Below are 22,605 nucleotides of genomic sequence, written 5' to 3'. Positions count from 1 at the left end.
AATGAAAATGGCCAAGATTGAAACCTCTACTACCGGCGCCGGAGGCGGCGCCGCCCGCGCCGCATCGCACGCCGCGCATGAACGCCAGTTCGGCATGTGGTCGCGCGCCCTGGTCGGCCCTGCGGTGCTGGACAGCCTGCGCAAGCTCTCGCCTGCCGCGCAGCTGAAGAACCCCGTGATGTTCGTCGTCTACGTCGGCAGCATCCTGACCACGGTGCTGTGGGTCATGGCCCTGCGCGGCCAGGCCGAAGCGCCCGCCGGCTTCATCCTGGCGATCGCCGTGTGGCTGTGGTTCACCGTGCTGTTCGCGAACTTCGCCGAAGCCCTGGCCGAAGGCCGCGGCAAGCAGCAGGCGGCCACCCTGCGCGGCCTGCGCACCACCATCGACGCCCGGCTCCTGAAGGGCTTTCGCGATGCCGACGCCAGCACGGCGCAACCCGGCGCCTGGCGCAGCCAGGCCGTCAGCCAACCCTCGGGCCTGCTGCGCCGGGGCGACGTGGTGCTGGTCGAAGCGGGGGACATCATCCCTGGCGACGGCCAGGTCATCGCCGGCGTGGCATCTGTGGACGAAAGCGCCATCACCGGCGAATCTGCGCCCGTGATCCGCGAATCCGGCGGCGACTTCTCGTCCGTTACCGGCGGCACCCGCGTGCTGTCGGACTGGATCTTCGTGCGCATCGCCGCCGATCCCGGCGAGAGTTTCCTGGACCGCATGATCACCATGGTCGAAGGCGCCAAGCGCCAGAAGACGCCCAACGAGCTGGCCCTTACCATCCTGCTGGTGGGCCTGACCGTGGTCTTCCTGCTGGTGGTCGTGACCCTGATGCCGTTCTCGATCTATGCGGTCAGCGCCGCCGGCGGCGGTTCCGTCGTGACAGTCACGGTGCTGGTCGCGCTGCTGGTCTGCCTGATCCCCACCACCATCGGCGGCCTGCTGTCGGCCATCGGCGTGGCCGGCATGAGCCGCATGATGGGCGCCAACGTCATCGCGACGTCCGGCCGCGCCGTCGAAGCCGCCGGCGACGTGGACGTGCTGCTGCTGGACAAGACCGGCACCATCACTTTCGGCAACCGCCAGGCCTCGACCTTTCTGCCTGCCCCCGGCGTGTCCGCGCGCGAACTGGCCGAGGCCGCGCGCCTGGCCTCGCTGGCCGATGAAACGCCGGAAGGACGCAGCATCGTGGCGCTGGCCGACAAGTCCATCCACGCGCCCGCCGCCCCCACCCCGCACGCCGAATTCGTGCCCTTCACCGCGCAGTCGCGCATGAGCGGCGTGAACCTGAACGGCCGCATGATCCGCAAGGGCGCGGTCGACGCCGTGCAGGCGTGGCTGGCCGAGCAGGACTCGACGGTGCCGGAACAGGCGCTGCGCCTGGCCGAAGACGTGGCGCGCCGCGGCAGCACGCCGCTGATGGTCAGCGACGGCAACCGCGCGCTGGGCGTGGTCGAGCTGAAGGACATCGTCAAGCCCGACATCCAGTCGCGCTTCGCGGAATTGCGCCGCATGGGCATCAAGACCGTAATGATCACCGGCGACAACAAGCTCACGGCCGCGTCCATCGCCGCCGAGGCCGGCGTGGACGACTTCCTGGCCGAAGCCACGCCCGAAGCCAAGCTCAAGCTGATCCGCGCCTACCAGGCGGAAGGCCGGCTGGTGGCGATGACGGGCGACGGCACCAACGATGCGCCCGCGCTGGCGCAGGCCGACGTCGCGGTGGCGATGAATTCGGGCACCCAGGCCGCCAAGGAGGCGGGCAACATGGTGGACCTGGATTCCAACCCCACCAAGCTCATCGAGATCGTCGAGATCGGCAAGCAGATGCTGATGACCCGCGGCGCGCTGACGACCTTCAGCGTGGCCAACGACGTCGCCAAGTATTTCGCCATCATTCCGGCCGCCTTCGCCACCGTCTATCCGCAGTTGAACGTGCTGAACATCATGGGCCTGGCCACGCCGGCCTCGGCCATTCTGTCGGCCGTGATCTTCAACGCGCTGATCATCGTGGTGCTGATCCCGCTGGCGCTCAAGGGCGTGCGCTATCGCGCGCTGGGCGCCGCCGTGCTGTTGCGCCGCAATCTGCTCATCTATGGCCTGGGCGGCCTGCTGGTGCCGTTTGCCGGCATCAAGCTGGTCGACATGGTGCTGGCCGCCCTGGGCTGGGCCTGAGCCTCAAACTGCAAGGAACCCATCATGAAAAATTCCGCCACCCTGCCGCGCCAAGGCGGCATCCTGCGCCCCGCGCTGGTCGTCTTCGCCGCGCTGTCGCTGGTGACCGGCCTGGCCTATCCCTTCCTGACCACGGGCATCGCCGCAGCCGTCTTTCCGCACGAAGCAGCCGGCTCGCTGATCAAGCAAGGCGACCAGGTCGTAGGATCGGAGCTGATCGGCCAGTCGTTCAGTTCGCCCGGCTACTTCTGGGGCCGCCCGTCGGCCACCGCGCCCATGCCGTACAACGGCGCCGGCTCCGGCGGCTCGAACCTGGGACCGCGCAATCCCGCGCTGGCCGATGCCATCCAGGCCCGCATCGCCGCCCTGAAGGCGGCCGACCCGGACAACCCCGTCCCGGTGCCGGTGGACCTGGTCACCGCGTCCGGCAGCGGCCTGGATCCGCACATCAGCCCGGCCGCGGCGGCTTACCAGGCAGCGCGCGTGGCGCGCGCCCGCGGCCTGCTGCAAGCGCAGGTCGATGCCCTGATCCAGGCCCATACCGAAAAGCCCTGGCTGGGCGTGCTGGGCGACCCCGCGGTCAACGTGCTGACGCTGAACCTGGCGCTGGACCAATTGCGTCCGGCGCGCTGATGCCGCGGCGTATAGTATTGCCAGCCGTTCCCTCACACCTACTGCGCGTTCATGGCTGATATCGCTGGCGAGCGTCCCGACCCCGACGCGCTCTTGAAGACCCTGGACGACGCCGCGCGCCAGGCGGTGCGCGGCAAGCTGCGCGTCTACTTCGGATCATCGGCCGGCGTGGGCAAGACCTACGCCATGCTGGTGGCGGCGCGCGCGCAGGCCGCCCAGGGCGCCGATGTGCTGGCCGGCATCGTCGAAACCCACGGCCGGCGCGAAACCGCCACGCTGCTGGAAGGCCTGCCTGTCCTGCCGCTCAAGGACGTGCCGTACCGCGGCCACGTGCTGAAGGAATTCGACCTGGACGGCACGCTGGCCCGCCATCCCGACCTGGTACTGGTGGACGAGCTGGCGCACTCGAACGCGCCAGGTTCACGCCATGCCAAGCGCTGGCAGGACATCCACGAACTGCTGACGGCCGGCATCGACGTCTGGACCACGCTGAACGTACAGCATCTGGACAGCCTGAACGAAGCGGTGGGCAGCATCACCGGCGTGCGCGTCTGGGAGACCGTGCCCGACGAGGTCTTCGACGCGGCCGATGAAGTCATTCTGGTGGACCTGTCGGCCGACGAGCTGCTGCGCCGACTGAAGGAAGGCAAGGTCTATCTGCCGGAACAGGCCCGCCACGCCAGCCGCAATTTCTTTCGCAAGGGCAACCTGATCGCGCTGCGCGAGCTGGCGCTGCGCCGCACCGCCGACCACGTCGACGACGACGTCCAGGCCTATCGCCGCGACCGCGCCATCGAACCCGTGTGGCGTACGCGCGAAGCGGTGGTCGCCTGCATCGGTCCGGACGTGGACGCCGAGTACGTCATCCGCAGCGCGCACCGCCTGAGCCAGCAGCTGGAATGCGATCTGCACGTGGTCACCATCGACACGCCGCGCGCGGCCCCGCCGCCCCAGGCCGAACAGGAACGCATCCAGCGCAGCCTGGCCCTGGCGGATTCACTCGGCGCGCGCAGCGAAACCCTGGCCGGCGGCGACATGGTCGACGCCGTGGTGCGCTACGTGCGCCGCCACAACATCACCAAGGCCATCATCGGCCGCACCCGCGCCAGCGGCCTGCAGCGCCTGCGACTGTCGCTGTCCGCCGTGTTGACCGCGGCCATCTCGCCGGGCTGGCTATGGCGGCGCCACAGCTTTGCCGACATGCTGGCCGCGGGCTGCCCCGAAATCGACATCATCCGCCTGGGCGCGCCGCCGCTGCCGGCCGCGTCCGCGCCGGGACGCGACCCGCTCACGCTGGGCCGGCGGACGCGCCAGGCCGCCGACGAGCGCAATGCCCGGCCGCTGGCGGGCTATGCCTGGGCGCTGTGCTATTGCGCCGCCGCCACCGCGCTGTCCATGCTGGCCTTCCCGGCGCTGCACCAGACCAATATCGTCATGCTGTTCCTGCTGGCGGTGGTGGCCGTGGCGCTGCGTCACGGGCGCGGACCGGCGGCGCTGGCCTCGGTCATCAGCGTAGGGCTGTTCGATTTCTTCTTCGTGCAGCCGCTGGCGTCCTTCGCCGTATCGGACGTGCAGTACCTGCTGACGTTCGGCGTGCTGCTGTCGGTGGGCCTGCTGATCGGCCAGCTGACGGCCGGCCTGCGCTTGCAGGCGCAGGCCTCGGTCAAGCGCGAGGCCGATGCCCGCAGCCTCTACGAGTTCGCGCGCGAACTGTCGTCCGCGCTGCTGCCCGAGCAGATCGTCACCCTGGCCAGCGCCTTCGTGCATGCCACCTTCGGCTCGCGCTGCGCGCTGTACATCCTGGGCATGGACGACCGCCTGAAGCTGGCGTCCCCCGCGGCGGACGACATGCCGCCGCTGGAATCCGCGCTGGCCCAATGGGTCTACGACCACGGACAACCCGCCGGCGCAGGCACCTCCACCCTGTCCAACAGCGAATTGCTGTACCTGCCCCTGAAGGCGCCGATGCGCACCCGCGGCGTGCTGGCGCTGGCCGCCCCGCGCCGCAGCCTGTTCCTGAATCCCGACTCGCGCCGCCAGATCGAGGCCTACGCCACCCTGATCGCCATCGCGCTGGAACGCCTGCACTACGTGGAAGTGGCGCAGCAGGCGCTGGTCAGCATGGAATCCGAGAAGCTGCGCAACTCGCTGCTGGCGGCCGTGTCGCACGATCTGCGCACCCCGCTGACCAGCCTGGTCGGCATGACGGACACGCTGATGCGCCAGCAGGCGACGCTGCCGCCCGACATCCACGACACCGTCCGCGCCATGCGCGACCAGGCCCAGCGCATGCACGCGCTGGTGGTCAATCTGCTGGACATGGCGCGGCTGCAGAACCGCGACACGCCGCTGCGGCTGGAATGGCAATCCATCGAGGAGCTGGTCGGCGCCTCGCTTGCCGCCATGCGCGAACCGCTGGCCGCGCACCGCGTCACCGTGGACAGCCTGTCGCAGCTGCCGCTGGTGGAATGCGACGGCGTGCTGATCGAGCGCGTGCTGTGCAATCTGCTGGAGAACGCGGCCAAGTACACGCCTGCCGGCAGCACCCTGCGCCTGCACGCGGACGTACACGAGGGCGAACTGCGCGTGGCAGTCAGCGACAACGGGCCGGGCGTGCCGCCGGGCGCGGAGCGCCGCATCTTCGAAAAATTCACGCGCGGCGACCGCGAGTCCGCCACGCCAGGCGTCGGCCTGGGCCTGGCCGTATGCGAGGCCATCATCGCCGCGCACCATGGGAAAATCTGGGTCGAACACGCGCCGGGCCAGGAATCCGGCGCCCAGTTCGTCTTCACGCTGCCCCTGGGCGCGCCACCCCCGATCCAATCCGAAACCCCTTGAACGCCGCAACGCATGTTCGACTACCAGCCTACCGTCCTGATCATTGAAGACGACGCCAACATCCGGCGCTTCGTGCGCCAGGCCCTGGAAAGCGAGGGCTGCGTCGTGCACGAAGCCGAAACCGTCAAACGCGGCCTGATCGAAGCCGGTACGCGACAGCCCGACGCGGTGGTGCTGGACCTGGGCCTGCCCGACGAAGACGGCATGACCCTGATCCGCGAGCTGCGCGGCTGGACCGAGGTGCCGGTGCTGGTGCTGTCCGCGCGCAGCGCCGAAGCCGACAAAGTCGCCGCGCTGGACGCCGGCGCGGACGACTACCTGACCAAGCCTTTCGGCGTCAGCGAATTGCTGGCGCGCCTGCGCGTATTGCTGCGGCGGCACGCCAGGGGCGGCGCGGGCAATGCTTCCGAGATCAGTTTCGGCGACGTGCGCGTGGATTTCGCCAAGCGCGTGGTGGAACGCGGCGGCCAACACGTGCACCTGACCGCGATGGAATACCGGCTGCTGGCGGCGCTGCTGGCGCATCGCGGCAAGGTCATGACGCACCGCGAACTGCTGCGCGAGGTGTGGGGGCCGTCGCACGTGGAAAGCAACCACTACCTGCGCATCTACATGGGCCACCTGCGCCAGAAGCTGGAAGCGGACCCGGCCCAGCCCGTCTACCTGCTGACCGAGATCGGCGTGGGCTATCGCTTCGCCGGCTGAAGCGCGCGTAGCGGGCGCGCATTGACGCCGCGTTTATGCGCAGCCCGCAAGTCTTGTCTCGGCCTTTATGCCGTTCCTCCTATTGTTGCGGTCCGATCCAACATTAGGAGCCCCTCATGCCCCGCCGCACCTTGGCCGCGCTCGCGCTGCTGACCCTGACCGCCGCGCAAGCCGGCAACGCGCTGGCCGCCGATGCGCCCGCCGACGCAGCGCCCGCCGCTTCCGATTTCACGCTGACGGCCAACCTCACCCTGGCCAGCCAGTACCGCTACCGCGGCCTGATGCAAAGCAATAACAAGCCCGCCATCCAGGGCGGATTCGACCTGGCCCACGCCAGCGGCTTTTACCTGGGCAACTGGAACTCCAGCATCAGCTGGCTCAACGACAGCAACAGCGAGGTGTCCGCGCCCGTCGAAATGGACTTCTACGGCGGCTACAAGGGCAATCTCGCGCAGGACGTGCCCGTCGACCTGGGCGTCCTGCAGTACTACTACCCTGGCGACTACCCCTCCGGCTACACCAGCCCGGACACCACCGAGCTGTACGCCGGCATCGGCTACGGGCCGCTGATGTTCAAGTACTCCATTTCTCTGACCAACCTGTTCGGCTTCGCCGACAGCAAGCACAGCCAATACTTCGACCTGTCCGGCAACTTCGACACCGGCGTCTGGGGGCTGACCGTGAACGCGCACGTGGGCCGGCAACTGGTGCGCAACGTCGACAACGGCAACTACACGGACTGGAAGCTGGGGCTGACGAAGGACTTCGGCCAAGGCCTGTCGGTGTCGCTGGCCTACCTGGACACCAACGCCGACCGCGCCGTCTACACCAATACGCGCGGCCGCGACATGGGCCGCGCGACGGGCCTGCTGTCGCTGACCAAGACGTTCTGAGAGCGCCCGGGCGTTGACGCGTTTTTTACGCGCCGCGTCCGCTTTTATCGGCAGGATTTACGGCGCGCTTCCTATAGTGGAACCGTCATCAACCAACCGGATCCCCGGAACGCCGCAAGCGGCGCCTCCGGCCCCGCTACCCGTCATGATCCCCCGACTGCAAGCCTGCCACGCCCCCATGCCCGACTTCCTGCCCGCGCAGCCTACGCACGCCCGCAACGAACGGGTCGCGCTGACCATCAGGATAGACACGCTGGACGCGCTGAACGTGCGCCTGGCGCTGCACCGCGCGTTGGGCGAGCGCATCGGCGTCTACATGCTGTCGGTGGACCATGCCCATGCGCAAAGCGTGCTGCAACTGCAATGCGAACGCGAACAACTGGATGCGCTGATGCACGCGGTGATGTCGGGCCTGCCCCGCGCCGAGTTCGGCCCGGTGCTTCCCGCGTACGCGATGATGGGGCAGTAAGCCATGGACGCGCCACGCAAGACCGCATTTGAAGGCATCTGGCTGCCCATGGTCACGCCGATGCGCGGCGGCTATGTGGACCTGGACGCCGCACAGGCGCTGGCCCGCTACTACCGCAACGCCGGCATCGCGGGCCTGGTGCTGTTCGGTTCCACGGGCGAAGGCAATCTGCTGAGCGTGCCGGAGAAGATCGACATGATAGAAGCCGTATCGAGCGACCCGCACGCGCTGCCGCTGGTGTTCGGCGCCGGCGGCGTGGACACGCGGGGCGTCGCGACCGCGATCCGGCGCCTGGACAAGTACCAGCCGGCCGGCTACCTGGTGCCGCCGCCCTACTACCTGGGCCCGTCGCAGGCCGGCATACTGTGGCACTACCGCCAGATCGCCTGGGCCACGCAGCGGCCCATCATCCTGTACAACATCCCCAAGCGCACTGGCGTGACCATGACGGTCGAAACCATGGAGGCGCTGGCCGCGCTGCCCAACTTCAGCGCTGTCAAGGAATGCAATCCCGCGGTGCTGGCGGCGTTGAACCGGCGCGGCACGCTGACCCCGCTATGCGGCGAGGACCTGGCCCTGCTGGACCACTTCCTGGCCGGCGGCCTCGGCGCCATCCCCGCCGCCGCGCATATCTATCCCGAGCGCTATGTCGAGGTCATGCAATTGGCCCGCGACGGTCACGCGGAGGCCGCGCGCGAACTCTTTGAGCCTCTGCGCGGCCTGATCCGCCTGCTGTTTGCCGAACCCAATCCCGCGCCGATCAAGCGCGCCCTCTCGATGCAGGGCCTGATCACCGACGAGTTGCGCATGCCCATGACCAGCGCCAGCCGTGAACTCGGGCAGCGCCTGCAGCGGGCCATGAGCGTGGTGCAGGGCTCGCCTAGCCGGCTGCAGACAGCTTGAAGACCGACACCGCGTTCGCCAGCTCGCCCGCCTGATCGCGCAGGGCGCCAGCCGACGCGGCGAACTCTTCCACCAGCGCGGCGTTCTGCTGCGTCACGCCGTCCAGATGCGTCACGGCCTGGTTGATCTGTTCGATGCCCACGCTCTGCTCGGCCGAGGCCGTGGCGATCTCCCCCATCAGCGGCGCACTGGTGGCGGCCGATTCCAGCACGTTGCCCATCGTCGCGCTGGCCTGCTCGACGCGCTGGCTGCCACGTGCCACCGAATCCGCCGACGCTTCGATCAGCGTCTTGATCTCCTTGGCGGCGGTGGCCGAGCGCTGAGCCAGCGCGCGCACCTCGCCCGCCACTACGGCAAAGCCCCGGCCCTGTTCTCCGGCCCGCGCCGCTTCCACTGCGGCGTTCAGCGCCAGGATGTTGGTCTGGAAGGCGATCTCGTCGATCAGCCGGATGATCTCGTCGATGCGCTGCGAGCTATGCGAAATCTCGCGCATGGCGTCGATGGCATGCTGCGTTTCATCGCTGCCCTGCCGGGCCAGTTGCGCTGCCTGGCCGGCCAGCGCGCTGACCTCGCGCACGTGTTGCGCGCTCTGCTGCGCGGTCGCGGTGATCTGCTCCACGCTGGCGGCCGTCTGCTCCAGCGCGGCGGCCTGCTTCTCGGTGCGGTCCGACAGGTCCATGCTGCCCGCCGCGATCTGCCGCGAGGCCGCGGCAATGGATGCCGTGGAATGCACGATGCTGCGCACCGCCCCGTCCAGGCGTTGCTGCATCCGCGCCAAGGCGTCGAACAGGCGGCCGATCTCGCCGCGCTGATTGCGCGGCACGCTGCCCGACAGGTCGCCGTTGGCCACGCGCTCGCACACCGCCACCGCCTGGTCCAGCGGACTCAGGATGTGCCTGCGGAAAAAGCGCAACGCCGCCGCCAATAGCACCACCAGAAGGCCGAGCGTCACGCCGCCCTGGCGCCACAAGGTGGCGTAGAACGCCTGGTCGACGTCATCCACGTACAAGCCCGTGAACAACAACCAGCCCCAATCGGCGTCATAGGCGGCGTAGCTGATCTTGGGCAGCGCCTGATCCGTTCCCGGCCGCGGGAACTGGTAGCGCGTATAGCCGCCGCCGGCCTTGCCCTGGGCATAGAGGTTTTCGAAGATCGGCTGCCCTGCGCTGTCCTTGACGGCCCGGACGTTGGTGCCGACCAGCTTGGGATCGGGGTGCACCAGCAGGTTGTAGCCGTCGCCGAAGGCGCCCACGTAGCCGTCCTCGCCATAGCGCAGCTGCGCCAGCCGGCGCGCCACATTGCGCTTGGCTTCGTCCAGGGGCATGCCCTCGCCTACGCTTTGCTTGCCGTTGCGCACGATGCTGGAGGCCAGATCGAGGACGTGGCGCAGCTCGGTCTTGCGCTCGGCCACCATCTCGGCGCGCCGCTCCCAGGCGTCCCAGGAGCCCAAAGCCAGCACGGCGGCGCCGACTGCGAACACAAACCACAGCAGTTCCCTGCGCAAGCTGGAATTCTTCATAGTCCTCTCATCCTTCTTCACCCGGCCAATGAAACCAATCAAGGCAGAATGTGACGGTTTATGTATGTGTTCCGCCAGAATAAGGGACAGCACCAGGGTTTTCACCAAGACTGCGCGGGGCGCTTGATCTAACGCAAGGCCCATAAAAAAAACGCAAGGCGCGCTTGCCTTGCGTTCTTTCGTCGTGGCGGCTTTTGAGCCGCGCTGTCGATTACATGTTTTCTATCATCACCTGGCCGAAGCCCGAGCACGACACCTGGGTCGCGCCTTCGAGCAGGCGAGCGAAGTCGTACGTGACCTTCTTGGACAGGATGGATTTTTCCATGCTGGAGATGATCAGGTCCGCGGCTTCGGTCCAGCCCATGTGGCGCAGCATCATTTCGGCCGACAGGATTTCGGAACCGGGGTTCACGTAGTCCTTGCCCGCGTACTTGGGCGCGGTGCCGTGGGTGGCTTCGAACATGGCGACCGAATCAGACAGGTTGGCGCCCGGGGCGATGCCGATGCCGCCCACTTGCGCGGCCAGCGCGTCCGAGATGTAGTCGCCGTTCAGGTTCAGGGTGGCGATCACGTCGTATTCGGCCGGACGCAGCAGGATCTGCTGCAGGAAGGCGTCAGCGATCACGTCCTTGACGATGACCTCGCGGCCCGTCTTCGGGTTCTTGAACTTGCACCACGGGCCGCCGTCGATGAGGGTGGCGCCGAATTCCTTCTGCAGCAGCGCGTAACCCCAGTCGCGGAAGCCGCCTTCCGTGAACTTCATGATGTTGCCCTTGTGCACCAGGGTCAGCGACGTACGGTCATTGTCGATGACGTACTGCGCGGCCTTGCGCACCAGGCGCTCGGTGCCTTCGCGCGACACCGGCTTGATGCCGATGGACGAAGTGTTCGGGAAGCGGATCTTCTTCACGCCGAGCTTGGTTTGCAGGAACTGGATCAGCTCCTTGGCCTGTTCGCTTTCGGCCATGTATTCGATGCCGGCGTAGATGTCTTCCGAGTTCTCGCGGAAGATCACCATGTTGGTCTTTTCGGGTTCGCGCACCGGCGAAGGCACGCCCTTGAAGTACGCCACCGGACGCAAGCAGACGTACAGGTCCAGCTGTTGGCGCAGGGCCACGTTCAGCGAACGGATGCCACCACCCACCGGCGTGGTCAGCGGGCCCTTGATGGACACCACGTAATCCTTGACGACGTCCAGGGTCTCGTCAGGCAGCCACACGTCCGGGCCGTAGACCTTGGTGGCCTTTTCGCCGGCATAGACTTCCATCCAGTGGATCTTGCGCTTGCCGCCATAGGCCTTCTGCACCGCCGCGTCGACGACCTTGATCATCACCGGGGTGATGTCAGCGCCCGTGCCGTCGCCTTCGATGTAGGGGACGATGGGCTGATCGGGCACATTCAGCGAGAAATCGGCGTTGACCGTGATCTTCTGGCCGCCAGCGGGAACCTTGATATGTTGGTAGGACATGAATGCTCCATTTGCTCCGAGTGGTTTTTCTGCACGCGCCGGCATCGGGAAGCGTCCGTTCCAGCGGGGAAGATCGCCCTCAGGAACCACGCACTGGATGGCCGATAGCAACCAATTCTATATCGCAAAGAGGCCAGCAGGCCTGACGGCCCGCGCGCGGCGGTAAAATAATGCATCACCAGCCCGCCTTTCAGCCCCTTCAGATGTTCAATCCCTCACGCGACCAAGTCCGCGAATTCTTTATCGAAACCTGGCGCAAGCATCGCGCCTCCGAAGTGCTGACGCCGCTCGAGGCCATCGCGCTGGACTGGATCATCGAACATCCCGAGTACCACGGCGACCTCGAAAACCCCGAGGCCATGACGGCTGAATACTCGGTGGAAAAGGGCCGCACCAATCCCTTTCTGCACCTGTCCATGCATCTGGCCATTGCAGAGCAGCTGTCCATCGACCATCCGCCGGGAATCCGGCAGGCCTACCAGCAGCTGGTGGCGCGCAGCGACGCGCACCAGGCCGCGCATGAAATCATGGAATGCCTGGGCCAGGTGGTCTGGGAAGCGCAGCGCCTGGGTACCCCGCTGGACAGCGACACCTACATCGACCTGATCCGCCAGCGCGCCAGCCGCTGAGCGCCGCCCCCGCGTCCAAAAGAAAAGCCCCCACGCTGCGCCTTCGGCTTGCTGCCCCCCGAGGGGCTTTTTTTCCTTGGGACGGCCCGGCGGAAAAAGAAAAGCCCCCACGCTGCGCCTTCGGCTTGCTGCCCCACGAGGGGGCTTTTTTTCCTTGGGACGGCCCGGCGGAAAAAGAAAAGCCCCCACGCTGCGCCTTCGGCTTGCTGCCCCCCGAGGGGGCTTTTTTTCCTTGGGACGGCCCGGCGGAAAAAGAAAAGCCCTCGACTGAGGGCTTTCTTGTTTGCGGAACGGTTCCGGCCGGCTTACCTGCGCACGCCCAGGTCGCTCGGCTGCGCCGACAGCCAGGCCGCCACATTGGAGATGTCCTGGTCGGACAGCTGGGTCGCGAACGCGCCCATGATGGGGTTCTTGCGCACGTTGGCCGTGGCCGCGCTGCCGGAGGCGCCTCGCTTGTAGGCCTTCAGGGCGTGGACCAGGTAGTCCGCGTGCTGGCCGGCCAGCGTCGGATAGGCCGGATCGACGGCCGTCTTGGCGTCGGCGCCGTGGCAGGAAGCGCAGTTGAATTTGTCGAAGACGGCCTTGCCGGCCGCCAGGTCCTGCGCCTGGGCGGCAACGCCCGTCATGGCCAGGGTCGCGCCCGCAAGGGCAAGCATGTAGCGATTCATGTGTTTGCCCCCTTACTTGAGATTCGAGTAGTACGCGGCCAGATCGGCGATGTCCTGGTCGGACAGGCTGCCGGCGATGGCGTCCATCGTGGGATGGCTGCGCGCGCCTTTCTTGTACTCGTTGAGGGCGGTTTCGATGTACTTGGCGTTCTGCCCAGCGATCATCGGCACGTGGTACAGCTCGGGAAACGTTGCCTTGTAGCCTTCGATGCCGTGGCAACCGATGCACATGGAAACCTTGTCGCGGGCGTTCTGGACATTACCGACCACTGCTGCGTCTGCAGCAACAGACTGGCCGGCGATCGCACAGGATGCCATCGCGGCCAACACGGATACCGTGTACTTCAGAGAGGTTCGCAACTTCATTGGAATGGCTCTTCTTGGTATGGCTAAGGACTAGGGCCTGCTCACACGAAAAGGCCCTCGGCAAACACGTTGCGGGTCGAACCCAAAGCAAAACCGCCTGATTGTACGATAATTGCTCAGGATTAATACCTTTACCATGGTATTGATCACCGTCAAATCTCAGAAGCCATCAGACCATGTCCGCAGCCCAGTCCGCTACTTCCGCCTCGCCAGACCGCTTCGACGGGACCGACAACTATGTCGCCACCGATGACCTGAAACTCGCCGTCAATGCCGCCCTCACCTTGCAGCGTCCGCTGCTGATCAAGGGCGAACCCGGCACCGGCAAGACTATGCTGGCCGAGGAAGTGGCGCGCGCGCTGGGGCGGCCGCTGCTGCAGTGGCACATCAAGTCCACCACCAAGGCCCACCAGGGCCTGTATGAATACGACGCGGTGTCGCGCCTGCGCGACTCGCAGCTGGGCGACGAAAAGGTCCGCGACATCCGCAACTACATCGTGCAAGGCACGCTGTGGCAGGCCTTCCAGTCGGCCGAGCCGGTGGTCCTGCTGATCGACGAGATCGACAAGGCCGACATCGAATTCCCCAACGACCTGCTGCGCGAACTGGACCGCATGGAATTCCACGTGTACGAAACGCGCGAGACCATCTCGGCGCGGCATCGTCCGCTGGTCATCATCACGTCCAACAACGAAAAGGACCTGCCCGACGCTTTCCTGCGCCGCTGCTTCTTCCACTACATCCGCTTCCCCGACCGCGAGACCATGCGCGACATCGTGGCCGTGCACTATCCGCACCTGAAGCAGGACGTGCTGCGCGCGGCGTTGGATACTTTCTTCTCGCTGCGCGACGCGCCGGGCCTGAAGAAAAAGCCGTCCACGTCCGAACTGCTGGATTGGCTGCGCCTGCTGCTGGCCGAAGGCTCGACCGCCGCCGAGATCGACGCGCACACGGCCACGGCCGTGCCGCTGATGGCCGGCGCGCTGCTCAAGAACGAACAGGACGTGCACCTGCTGGAACGCCTGGCAGCCATGACGCGCGGCGGCCAGCGCCGCTGATCCGCCAGCAACGTTCCGCCAGCAACTACCGGCAGCCGCAAATGCTGATCGACTTCTTCTACCATCTCCGGGCGCACAAGCTGCCCATCTCGGTCAAGGAATACCTGACCCTGGTGGACGCCTTGCGCCAGGATCTCATGGCGCCCACGCTGGACCAGTTCTACTTCCTGGCGCGCGCCACACTGGTCAAGGACGAGGCGCTCTACGACCGCTACGACAAGGCTTTCGGCGCCTACTACAAGGGCATCGCGGCCGCCCTGCCCCCAGGCAAGGAAATTCCGCTGGACTGGCTCATCAAGCAGTTCGAAAAAAGCCTGAGCCCGGAAGAAAAAGCCGCGATCGAAAAGCACGGCTGGGACAAGCTGATGGAGCTCTTCAAGGAGCGCCTGGAGGAACAGAAGGAACGCCATGCCGGCGGCAGCAAATGGATCGGCACCGGCGGCACCTCGCCCTTCGGCAATGGCGGCTACCACCCCGAGGGCATACGCGTGGGCGGCGACTCGGCCGGCAACCGCAGCGCGGTCAAGGTCTGGGACATGCGCCAGTTCAAGGACTACGACGATCAGGTCGAGCTGGGCACGCGCAACTTCAAGGTGGCGCTGCGCCGCCTGCGGCGCTTCGCAAGGCAAGGCGCCGAGATGGAACTGGACCTGGACGACACCATAGCCAGCACCGCGCGCAATGCCGGGCACCTGGACCTGCGCATGGTCCCCGAACGCCATAACACCGTGAAGGTGCTGATGCTGCTGGACGTGGGCGGCAGCATGGACGACCACATCGGACGCGTCGAAGAACTGTTCTCGGCGGCGCGCAGCGAGTTCCGCAACCTGGAGGTTTACTACTTCCACAACTGCCCGTACGAAAGCCTGTGGCAAAGCAACCGCCGGCGCCAGAATGAACGCTTCGACACCTGGGACGTGCTGCGCAAGTACAACCCGGATTGGCGCCTGATCATCGTCGGCGACGCCACCATGAGCCCCTACGAAATCCTGCAGCCGGGCGGCTCGGTCGAACACTACAACAAGGAGCCGGGCGCCGAATGGATGCGCCGCCTGCTGGACGCCTGGCCCAAATCGGTCTGGCTCAATCCCGAGCCCACCGCGTCCTGGCAATACCGCCAGTCCATCGCGCTGATGCGCGACATCATGCAGGGCCGCATGTACCCCGTCACGGTCGCCGGTCTGGAACAGGCCATGCGCGTGCTATCGAAGTAGGATGGGTGTAGCGCGACAGTCCCCAGGCAAGAACCCCAAAGCCCGTCGCACGCAACCCATCACGCGATGGCAAGACCCGTTCCCGACAGCGATGATGGGTAAACGGGTGTTCATCCATCCACAGGTTGTTCCGGCGTATCCAGCGTCAGCTGGTAGAACGCCAGATCCAGCCAGCGTCCGAACTTGAAGCCTGCCTCGCGGATGGTGCCCGCATGCTTGAAGCCCAGCTTCTCGTGCAGGCGGATGCTGCCCTGGTTGCTCGCGTCGATGCCGCCGACCAGCACGTGCACCTGATTGACGCGCGCCCGCTGGATCAGCTCGCGCATCAGCGCCTCGCCCAACCCCAGTCCGCGAAAACGGCCGTCCACGTACACGGAATGCTCCACCGAATACTTGAAGGCCGGCCAGGCGCGGAAGGTGCCGTAGCTGGCGAAGGCCATCAGCTCGCCGGCCGCGTTCTCGTAGCCCAGCACCGGAAAACCGCCCTGCCGCTTGGTCTGGAACCAGCCCTGCATCGCCTCGCGCGGCCTCGGCTTGTAGTCGTACAGTGCGGTGGAATTGACGATGGCGTCGTTGAATATGGCCAGTATCTGATCGGCATGACGCTCATACGTGCAATCGACCAGGGTTGCGCCATCCGGCGCGCGGGTTTCGGCGTGCGTAGTCATGGCGCAAATTGTAGCGACCCGCGCAGCCTTGCGGCTATTGGGTCCGCGGCCGCTACGGACAAAAAAAACCGGCGGAGCCGCCGGTTCAATTGGATCTTGCCGCTTCTGGCCACTCTCAGGCGGCGCGGCTCTCAGCAGATCGGGCGGCGGGCGGCTCGCCACGCAAGCCGGGGCAGTTGCGCCATGCAAGCTCATCCGCATCCATATCCAGGTCGAACAGATCGTTGGCGGCGGGCCAGGGATGGCTGCGCGCCGCCGCGCCTTCCATTTCCAGCACGTGCCCGGCGAAGCCCCGTGGCGAGCCGCCGCACTCCGCGAAATATCGTTGTGTGCTCAAGTCCACCACATAGGTGGTCATGTCATGGGTCAATATGGCCACGAATTGGCCGTCATCACTGGCATAGGCGTACTGAAACTGTCCTTTGATCCCGTCGCCGCTCAATGGGCTGCCGGTCAATTGGGACAAGGCACGCGTGACGATCTCGGTCAGCATGGGTCGTTCCTCCGGTAAGTGCGCCGGCAGGATGCCGGCGGCGAAGGCGCGAACGACAAGCACCGGCGCCGCGCAAAAAGCGGCGTCTGGCGTTGGACGGGAAGCCTGTGGGCGGGCTGTCGCGCATCCCGTCAGCAACTGGTACTGCGTCCTGAAAAGCTTACACCCGCAGGCCGGGATACCTCAAATCCGCCCGGAAATTCGCCATTCCGCATTGCAGCATCCGGGATTGGCGGCGCTCCTGGCGCCTTATGCCGCCGCAACCGGCGTGGAGCCTGCTTCTGCGTCACCATTTTCGCGTCCGCGCCAGGCCTCGCGCCCGATCCGGTACAGCACATGCCGGCGCAGAGGATGCCCCAGCGGCACGGCGGGATGGTCGAAGCCTTCCGGATCCTCCTTCATGCCCAAGCGGTCCATCACCGCGCGCGAGCGCAGGTTGCCCGTGGCCGTGAAGGCCACGATCTCATCCAGTCCCACCTGCTCGAACCCCGCGCGCAAGGCCGCCTCGGCCGCTTCGCTGGCATAGCCCTTGCCCCAGTGCCGCTGCGCCAGGCGCCAGCCTATCTCCACGCCTGGCGCGAACGGCAGGGTGGGCGCCAGAGGCTTGATGCCGACAAAACCGATGAAAGGCGCCACGCCCGGCGCTTCCACGGCCCAGAAGCCCCAGCCATGCTCGTCGATGCCGGCGGCCAGCCGGTCGGCAAGCGCATCGCTTTCCTGTGCATTCAGCGGCAGCAGGTACTCGGCGACGCGGGGGTCCTGGTTCAGCGCCGCGAAAGGTTCACGGTCGGCGGCGCGCCATTGGCGCAGCACCAGGCGCGGCGTTTCGACTTCCAGGGATAGAGACATGACGGACTTCCTTGCTTGCGGTCCGGGGCCGCGCGCCGCGGACAACACCGCGCCGCGCCCCTGAACCATTGCCAACGTATACACTCCAACGGATTCTGCCATGCCAAAGGAATTGTCTGCCATGCGCCTGTCCCTGTCGAAGCTGCCGCGCCCGCTGAGCGTGCTGCTGTTTTCCTCCTTCCTGGCCTTTCAGGCCGGCGCCGCCAGCCTGCCGGCGGGCGTCTCGGAGGCTGCCTCGATCGAAGGCATCACCGAATACCGCCTGGCCAACGGCCTGAGAGTGCTGCTGGTTCCCGATGAATCCAAGCCGTCCACCACCGTCAACATGACCTACCTGGTGGGCTCGCGCAACGAGAACTACGGCCAGACGGGCATGGCGCACCTGCTGGAGCACATGCTGTTCAAGGGCACCTCGACCACCCGCAACGCCATGGGCGAGTTCTCGCGCCGCGGCTTGCAGGCGAATGGTTCGACCTCCAGCGACCGCACCAATTATTTCGCCAGCTTCGCCGCCAACCCCGACACGCTCAAGTGGTACCTGGGCTGGCAGGCCGACGCCATGGTCAATTCCCTCATCGCCAAGGAAGACCTGGACTCGGAAATGACCGTGGTCCGCAACGAAATGGAAAGCGGCGAAAACAGCCCCTTCCGCATCCTGATGCAGAAGATGCAGGCCGCGGCCTTCCAGTGGCACAGCTACGGCAAGAACACCATCGGCGCCCGTTCCGACGTCGAGAACGTGGACATCGGCCAGTTGCGCGCCTTCTATCACGAGTACTACCAGCCCGATAACGCCGTGCTGATCGTAGCGGGCAAGTTCGACCCGCAAGCGACCCTGGCCGACATCGAGGAAACGCTGGGCAAGCTGCCCAAGCCCGAGCGCAAGCTCCCGCCCGAGTACACGGTTGAACCCGCGCAGGACGGCGAACGTTCCGTGACCCTGCGCCGCACGGGCGGCACGCCGCTGGTCGCGGCCATGTACCACATCCCTGCCGCCGGCAGCGCCGACTTCGTGCCGCTGGACCTGGCCGCCACCATCCTGGCCGACACGCCCTCGGGCCGTCTCTACCATGCCCTGGTTCCGACCAAGCTGGCCTCGGGCGTGTTCGGCTTCACCATGGAAAACCTGGACCCGGGCCTGGCGATGTTCGCCGCCCAGCTGACGCCGGGCAAGAGCCTGGACGCCGCCATGAAGGCGCTGACCGGCACGCTGCAGACCCTGGACAAGAAGCCCTTCACGCAGCAAGAGCTGGACCGCGCCCGCAGCAAATGGCTGACTGCCTGGGAACAGACCTATAGCGATCCCGAACAGGTTGGCGTGGCGCTGTCCGAAGCCATCGCCGCCGGCGACTGGCGCCTGTTCTTCCTGCAGCGCGACCGCGCCCGCAAGGCCACGCTGGCCGAGGTGCAGCGCGCCGCAACTACCTACCTGGTCCAAAGCAACAGCATCGAAGGCCGCTACATCCCCACCGAGAAGCCCGTGCGCGCGCCGCAGGAGCAACGCGTGGACCTCACGGCCGTCTTCAAGGACTACAAGGGCGATCCGGACTTCAAGGCCGCCTCGGCCTTCGACCCCACGCCCGAGAACATCGATAAGCTGACGCAGCGCAAGAAGCTGGACCTGCCCAACGGCCCCGTGCAGTTGGCGCTGCTGCCCAAGGCCACGCGCGGCAACCGGGTGCAGGCACAGATGCTGATCCAGTTCGGCAATGAAAAGGACCTGCTCGGCCAACGCGTGAATTCCAGCGCCGTGGCCGACCTGCTGACCCGCGGCACGGCCAAGCTGTCGCGCCAGGACATCCAGGATCGCCTGGACAAGCTGCAGGCCGAACTCGGCTTCAGCGGCGGCGGCACCACGCTCAAGATCGCCATGTCGACCAAGGGCGAAAACCTGCCCGAACTCACCGCGCTGGCATTGGACATCGTCCGCAACGCCAACTTCCCCAAGGAGCAACTGGAGGAATATCAGCGCCAGCTCGAAACCTCGATCCAGAACGCCATGACCGAACCGTCGGCGCTGGCCGGACGCGCGCTGGCCCGCCAGGACAACCCATGGCCCGCCAATGACCTGCGCTACGTGCCCACCTTCGAGGAATCGCTGGCCGGCGTGCGCGCCCTGAACCGCGACGCTCTGGTCAAGTTCCATTCCAAGTTCTACGGCGCTGGCAACATCGAGTACTCGGCGGTTGGCGATTTCGAGCCCGCAGCTGTAGAAAAGGCGCTCAAGACCGGACTGGCCGGCTGGAAGAAGGCGCCCGCCTACACCCGCGTGCCCAACCCGTACCGTGACATTCCCGCCAAGCAGTTCGACATCGACACGCCGGACAAGGCCAATGCGTTCTACATCTCGCGTATGCCGCTGAAGCTGCAGGACACGGACGCGGACTATGCCGCGCTGTACCTGGCCAACTACCTGTTCGGCGCCTCCGAAACCTCGCGCCTGTGGAACCGCGTACGCGAAACCGACGGCCTCTCATACAACGTGCGCAGCTCGCTGTCGGTCTCGTCGTTCGAGCCCTCCGCCAGCTGGACCATGTACGCCATCTATGCGCCGCAAAACCGCGAGCGCCTGGAAAAGGCCATCGGCGAAGAACTGGCGCGCGTGCTGAAGGATGGCTTCACGGACAAGGAAATCTCGGACGGCATCACGGCCCTGCTGAACTACCGCAACCTGGCCCGCGCCCAGGACGACGTCCTGGCCAGCACCTGGCTGGATTACATGCAGCGCGGCCGCACCTTCGCCTGGTCGGCCGACATGGACAAGAAGATCTCTGCGCTGACGGCCGATTCGGTCAATGCCGCTATGCGCAAGACCCTGCGTGCGGACGGCTTCAGCACGGCGGTTGCCGGCGACTTCAAGAAGAAGGCGGCGCCCTGAGCAAGCCTGTCCCCTCTGGAAAGCCCCGCTGCGGCGGGGCTTTTTTTGGCTTTCCGATCTGGGGCAGCTCACCAAAATTCACTGGAACGCCCCCTGACTATGCCAAAAATGGATGAAATCATAAAAGCGAACATGATTACTCGATTATTTGGAAAGATGTTTTCAAGGAATACGGGTTTATCCCAGGTGGGATAGCGATCACAATTCAGTCATCGGGAACACACAACGAACCACGACGGAGGGCCGCCGGATTCGGTCCCCAACCAAGACGAATTGGAGGTCTACCATGAAAACCCTAACCACCACCCTGCTGCTATCCCTGGCCCTGGTTGGCGTTGGCGCCCAAGCCGCCGGCGTTGAACAAACCAAGAGCAGCGCTCAGGTCGCCACTGAACTGCAGCAAGCCAAGATCAGCGGCCAGTACACCTTCGGCGAGCTGGACTACCCGCCCGCCCTGCCCCAGACCACCAGCCTGAGCTCGCAGGAAGTGCAAGCCCAGCTGCAACAAGCCAAGATCAGCGGTCAATACACCTTCGGCGAACTGGAATACCCGGCGGCCGTATCCGCCCCCGCCAGCGCCAAGAGCCGCGCTGAAGTCCAGCAGGAACTGGCGCAAGCCAAGGCCAGCGGCCAATATACGTTCGGCGAACTCGAGTACCCGCCGATCACCCGGTGAGCTGCTTGCTGTGGCCCGGCCGGCCTCGGACGGCATCATGGTTTGAGGCCGGTTTTTATCGGCGACAGCGGCGGTAGAAGTAGCAGTAGAAGCAGTAGTAGCTGTGAAAGTAGCAGTAGAAGCTGAAGTTTGAAGTTGAAGTTGCAGTACTCGCAGTAGCAGTAGCAGTAGCAATGGACCGCGGCGCAAGCCGCGGTCTTTTCATATGCGCGCCGCCCGTGCCTCGACGCCCTCTTCAGGCAAAAAAAAGCCGCGATCATGATCGCGGCTTTTTGCATGCTTCAGCCAGTTCAGCTGAAGAATTCCTTCACCCGGTCGGTCCAGGACTTGCTTTGCGGCGAATGACGGTCGCCGCCATCGTTCAGCGAAGCCTCGAACTGGCGCAGGATGTTCTTCTGGTCGTCGCTCAGGCGCACCGGCGTTTCCACCACCACGTGACAGTAGAGGTCGCCCGGATAGCTGCCGCGCACGCCGCGGATGCCCTTGCCGCGCAGGCGGAAGGTCTTGCCGGACTGCGTGCCCTCGGGGATCGAGATCTCGGCCTTGCCGCCCAACGTCGGCACCTGAAGCTCGCCGCCCAGCGCCGCCGAGGTGAACGGGATGGTCAGTTCGCAATGGAGGTCGTCGCCGTCGCGCTGGAAGATCTTGTGCTGCTTGATGTGGATTTCCACATACAGGTCGCCCGGAGGGCCGCCGTTGATGCCGGGCTCGCCGTTGCCGCTGGAGCGGATGCGCATGCCGTCGTCGATGCCGGCCGGAATCTTGACCTGCAGCGTCTTGTTGCGGCGGATGCGGCCCACGCCGTCGCAAGCGGGGCAGGGATCGGTGATTTCCTTGCCGTTGCCATGGCAGGTCGGGCAGGTCTGCTGCACGCTGAAGAAACCCTGCTGCATGCGCACGGCGCCCGAGCCGCCGCAGGTGCGGCAGGTCTTGGGCGAGGTGCCGGCCTTGGCGCCGGAACCGTGGCAGGTGTCGCAGTTTTCCCAACTGGGCACGCGGATCTCGGTGTCGAAGCCGGCCGCGGCCTGCTCCAGCGTGATTTCCAGCGCGTACTTCAGGTCGGCGCCGCGGTAGACCTGCGGGCCGCCGCCGCGACGGCCACCGCCGCCGCCGCCGAAGATTTCGCCGAAGATGTCGCCAAAGGCGTCGGCGAAACCGCCACCCATGCCGCCGCCCATGCCGGCGGAGTTGGGGTCCACGCCCGCGTGGCCGTAGCGGTCGTACGCGGCGCGCTTCTGATCGTCACCCAGGACCTCGTAGGCTTCCTTGGCTTCCTTGAACTTCTCTTCGGCTTCTTTGCTGTCCGGATTGCGGTCCGGATGGTACTTCATGGCCAGCTTTCGATAGGCCTTCTTGAGGTCGTCGTCCGAGGCGTTCTTCGCAACGCCCAGGACTTCGTAATAGTCACGTTTTGCCATGATCCGCGGGCTCGAAAACGAGCCTTCTTTTCAGTGCTACAGAATGAGTACGCCCGGTAGGCGGATTTCTCCGGCTACCGGGCGGCAGAGGCA

At 65.9% G+C, this 22,605-nt stretch carries 20 protein-coding genes; 12 read left to right on the top strand and 8 right to left on the bottom strand.

The features are described from left to right. Positions 1–7: 7 nt before the first annotated feature. The 7 genes from kdpB to ACM1PE_RS01775 all read left to right on the top strand — a co-directional run bounded on the left by kdpB (position 8) and on the right by ACM1PE_RS01775 (position 8,608). Entirely contained in the window at positions 8–2,167 is a 2,160-nt protein-coding gene (kdpB, locus tag ACM1PE_RS01805; protein ID WP_059373797.1) for a potassium-transporting ATPase subunit KdpB, read from the top strand. Between the two features lie 24 nt (positions 2,168–2,191). Further along, positions 2,192–2,800 carry a potassium-transporting ATPase subunit KdpC gene (kdpC, locus tag ACM1PE_RS01800; protein WP_419342456.1) on the top strand — a complete coding sequence of 203 codons (609 nt, stop codon included), beginning with the start codon at positions 2,192–2,194 and terminating at the stop codon, positions 2,798–2,800. Between the two features lie 51 nt (positions 2,801–2,851). Then, the gene (locus ACM1PE_RS01795) at positions 2,852–5,638 is read left to right on the top strand and encodes a sensor histidine kinase (RefSeq protein ID WP_059373795.1); all 2,787 of its coding nucleotides are present in this window, start codon (positions 2,852–2,854) and stop codon (positions 5,636–5,638) included. Between the two features lie 12 nt (positions 5,639–5,650). Beyond that, the gene (kdpE, locus tag ACM1PE_RS01790) at positions 5,651–6,343 is read left to right on the top strand and encodes a two-component system response regulator KdpE (protein WP_059373794.1); all 693 of its coding nucleotides are present in this window, start codon (positions 5,651–5,653) and stop codon (positions 6,341–6,343) included. A 116-nt stretch (positions 6,344–6,459) separates the two neighbouring features. Then, a complete protein-coding gene (locus ACM1PE_RS01785) occupies positions 6,460–7,236 on the top strand; it encodes a TorF family putative porin (protein WP_419342455.1) in 777 nt (258 codons plus the stop codon). Between the two features lie 145 nt (positions 7,237–7,381). Continuing rightward, complete coding sequence (locus ACM1PE_RS01780; protein ID WP_223283219.1) at positions 7,382–7,705, top strand: hypothetical protein; 324 nt, start codon at positions 7,382–7,384, stop codon at positions 7,703–7,705. Positions 7,706–7,708: 3 nt separating this feature from the next. Beyond that, positions 7,709–8,608, top strand: a complete 900-nt coding sequence (locus tag ACM1PE_RS01775) for a 4-hydroxy-tetrahydrodipicolinate synthase family protein (protein ID WP_059373791.1) — start codon at positions 7,709–7,711, stop codon at positions 8,606–8,608. Here ACM1PE_RS01775 and ACM1PE_RS01770 read toward each other — a convergent pair. Together ACM1PE_RS01770 and icd are read right to left on the bottom strand one after the other, a co-directional pair. Beyond that, positions 8,586–10,127, bottom strand: a complete 1,542-nt coding sequence (locus tag ACM1PE_RS01770; RefSeq protein ID WP_419342454.1) for a methyl-accepting chemotaxis protein — start codon at positions 10,125–10,127, stop codon at positions 8,586–8,588. The two genes, ACM1PE_RS01775 and ACM1PE_RS01770, sit on opposite strands and share 23 nt — an antisense overlap. Positions 10,128–10,338: 211 nt before the next feature. Next, positions 10,339–11,595 carry an NADP-dependent isocitrate dehydrogenase gene (gene icd / locus ACM1PE_RS01765; RefSeq protein WP_054450062.1) on the bottom strand — a complete coding sequence of 419 codons (1,257 nt, stop codon included), beginning with the start codon at positions 11,593–11,595 and terminating at the stop codon, positions 10,339–10,341. Positions 11,596–11,798: 203 nt separating this feature from the next. Here icd and ACM1PE_RS01760 point away from each other — a divergent pair, with 203 nt between their 5' ends. Then, complete coding sequence (locus ACM1PE_RS01760; protein ID WP_042796603.1) at positions 11,799–12,224, top strand: DUF1841 family protein; 426 nt, start codon at positions 11,799–11,801, stop codon at positions 12,222–12,224. Between the two features lie 305 nt (positions 12,225–12,529). Here ACM1PE_RS01760 and ACM1PE_RS01755 read toward each other — a convergent pair whose 3' ends face one another. Both ACM1PE_RS01755 and ACM1PE_RS01750 read right to left on the bottom strand, forming a co-directional pair. Further along, positions 12,530–12,892 (bottom strand): c-type cytochrome, encoded by a 363-nt coding sequence (locus ACM1PE_RS01755; RefSeq protein WP_054450058.1) that lies wholly within the window; start codon positions 12,890–12,892, stop codon positions 12,530–12,532. Positions 12,893–12,904: 12 nt separating this feature from the next. Next, positions 12,905–13,258 carry a c-type cytochrome gene (locus ACM1PE_RS01750; RefSeq protein WP_013391872.1) on the bottom strand — a complete coding sequence of 118 codons (354 nt, stop codon included), beginning with the start codon at positions 13,256–13,258 and terminating at the stop codon, positions 12,905–12,907. Positions 13,259–13,434: 176 nt separating this feature from the next. Here ACM1PE_RS01750 and ACM1PE_RS01745 point away from each other — a divergent pair, with 176 nt between their 5' ends. Together ACM1PE_RS01745 and ACM1PE_RS01740 are read left to right on the top strand one after the other, a co-directional pair. Beyond that, positions 13,435–14,316 (top strand): AAA family ATPase, encoded by an 882-nt coding sequence (locus ACM1PE_RS01745; protein ID WP_059373789.1) that lies wholly within the window; start codon positions 13,435–13,437, stop codon positions 14,314–14,316. 41 nt (positions 14,317–14,357) lie between these two features. Further along, positions 14,358–15,530 (top strand): vWA domain-containing protein, encoded by a 1,173-nt coding sequence (locus ACM1PE_RS01740; RefSeq protein ID WP_419342453.1) that lies wholly within the window; start codon positions 14,358–14,360, stop codon positions 15,528–15,530. Between the two features lie 110 nt (positions 15,531–15,640). Here the strand turns inward: ACM1PE_RS01740 and ACM1PE_RS01735 are convergent, their stop codons facing one another. From ACM1PE_RS01735 to ACM1PE_RS01725, 3 genes are all read right to left on the bottom strand, one after another. Beyond that, the gene (locus tag ACM1PE_RS01735) at positions 15,641–16,198 is read right to left on the bottom strand and encodes an N-acetyltransferase family protein (RefSeq protein WP_419342452.1); all 558 of its coding nucleotides are present in this window, start codon (positions 16,196–16,198) and stop codon (positions 15,641–15,643) included. Positions 16,199–16,313: 115 nt separating this feature from the next. Next, positions 16,314–16,691, bottom strand: coding sequence for a hypothetical protein (locus ACM1PE_RS01730; RefSeq protein ID WP_054450052.1), 378 nt, complete (start codon positions 16,689–16,691; stop codon positions 16,314–16,316). Positions 16,692–16,940: 249 nt separating this feature from the next. Continuing rightward, positions 16,941–17,540, bottom strand: a complete 600-nt coding sequence (locus ACM1PE_RS01725) for a GNAT family N-acetyltransferase (protein WP_059373786.1) — start codon at positions 17,538–17,540, stop codon at positions 16,941–16,943. 121 nt (positions 17,541–17,661) lie between these two features. Here ACM1PE_RS01725 and ACM1PE_RS01720 point away from each other — a divergent pair, with 121 nt between their 5' ends. Both ACM1PE_RS01720 and ACM1PE_RS01715 read left to right on the top strand, forming a co-directional pair. After that, entirely contained in the window at positions 17,662–20,418 is a 2,757-nt protein-coding gene (locus ACM1PE_RS01720) for a M16 family metallopeptidase (RefSeq protein WP_118932863.1), read from the top strand. Between the two features lie 286 nt (positions 20,419–20,704). Then, complete coding sequence (locus ACM1PE_RS01715; RefSeq protein ID WP_251877685.1) at positions 20,705–21,094, top strand: DUF4148 domain-containing protein; 390 nt, start codon at positions 20,705–20,707, stop codon at positions 21,092–21,094. A gap of 290 nt (positions 21,095–21,384) precedes the next feature. On the opposite strand, the gene dnaJ is transcribed toward ACM1PE_RS01715, so the two are convergent. Continuing rightward, on the bottom strand, positions 21,385–22,512 hold the full coding sequence (gene dnaJ, locus ACM1PE_RS01710) for a molecular chaperone DnaJ (protein WP_059373782.1): 1,128 nt from the start codon (positions 22,510–22,512) through the stop codon (positions 21,385–21,387). Between the last annotated feature and the right edge of the window lie 93 nt (positions 22,513–22,605).

It is taken from the genome of Achromobacter sp. PD1, from assembly GCF_048541815.1.
Classification (GTDB): Bacteria; Pseudomonadota; Gammaproteobacteria; order Burkholderiales; family Burkholderiaceae_B; genus Achromobacter; species Achromobacter bronchisepticus_A.
The sequence above is the reverse complement of the archived record's forward strand: the minus strand, read 5'-3'. Positions and strand labels throughout refer to the sequence as shown.

Bases quoted from the DNA above. Each gene is read 5' to 3' on its own strand.
- kdpB (WP_059373797.1), top strand. From the start codon at position 8: ATGGCCAAGATTGAAACCTCTACTACCGGCGCCGGAGGCGGCGCCGCC.
- kdpC (WP_419342456.1), top strand. From the start codon at position 2,192: ATGAAAAATTCCGCCACCCTGCCGCGCCAAGGCGGCATCCTGCGCCCC.
- ACM1PE_RS01795 (WP_059373795.1), top strand. From the start codon at position 2,852: ATGGCTGATATCGCTGGCGAGCGTCCCGACCCCGACGCGCTCTTGAAG.
- kdpE (WP_059373794.1), top strand. From the start codon at position 5,651: ATGTTCGACTACCAGCCTACCGTCCTGATCATTGAAGACGACGCCAAC.
- ACM1PE_RS01785 (WP_419342455.1), top strand. From the start codon at position 6,460: ATGCCCCGCCGCACCTTGGCCGCGCTCGCGCTGCTGACCCTGACCGCC.
- ACM1PE_RS01780 (WP_223283219.1), top strand. From the start codon at position 7,382: ATGATCCCCCGACTGCAAGCCTGCCACGCCCCCATGCCCGACTTCCTG.
- ACM1PE_RS01775 (WP_059373791.1), top strand. From the start codon at position 7,709: ATGGACGCGCCACGCAAGACCGCATTTGAAGGCATCTGGCTGCCCATG.
- ACM1PE_RS01770 (WP_419342454.1), bottom strand. From the start codon at position 10,127: ATGAAGAATTCCAGCTTGCGCAGGGAACTGCTGTGGTTTGTGTTCGCA.
- icd (WP_054450062.1), bottom strand. From the start codon at position 11,595: ATGTCCTACCAACATATCAAGGTTCCCGCTGGCGGCCAGAAGATCACG.
- ACM1PE_RS01760 (WP_042796603.1), top strand. From the start codon at position 11,799: ATGTTCAATCCCTCACGCGACCAAGTCCGCGAATTCTTTATCGAAACC.
- ACM1PE_RS01755 (WP_054450058.1), bottom strand. From the start codon at position 12,892: ATGAATCGCTACATGCTTGCCCTTGCGGGCGCGACCCTGGCCATGACG.
- ACM1PE_RS01750 (WP_013391872.1), bottom strand. From the start codon at position 13,258: ATGAAGTTGCGAACCTCTCTGAAGTACACGGTATCCGTGTTGGCCGCG.
- ACM1PE_RS01745 (WP_059373789.1), top strand. From the start codon at position 13,435: ATGTCCGCAGCCCAGTCCGCTACTTCCGCCTCGCCAGACCGCTTCGAC.
- ACM1PE_RS01740 (WP_419342453.1), top strand. From the start codon at position 14,358: ATGCTGATCGACTTCTTCTACCATCTCCGGGCGCACAAGCTGCCCATC.
- ACM1PE_RS01735 (WP_419342452.1), bottom strand. From the start codon at position 16,198: ATGACTACGCACGCCGAAACCCGCGCGCCGGATGGCGCAACCCTGGTC.
- ACM1PE_RS01730 (WP_054450052.1), bottom strand. From the start codon at position 16,691: ATGCTGACCGAGATCGTCACGCGTGCCTTGTCCCAATTGACCGGCAGC.
- ACM1PE_RS01725 (WP_059373786.1), bottom strand. From the start codon at position 17,540: ATGTCTCTATCCCTGGAAGTCGAAACGCCGCGCCTGGTGCTGCGCCAA.
- ACM1PE_RS01720 (WP_118932863.1), top strand. From the start codon at position 17,662: ATGCGCCTGTCCCTGTCGAAGCTGCCGCGCCCGCTGAGCGTGCTGCTG.
- ACM1PE_RS01715 (WP_251877685.1), top strand. From the start codon at position 20,705: ATGAAAACCCTAACCACCACCCTGCTGCTATCCCTGGCCCTGGTTGGC.
- dnaJ (WP_059373782.1), bottom strand. From the start codon at position 22,512: ATGGCAAAACGTGACTATTACGAAGTCCTGGGCGTTGCGAAGAACGCC.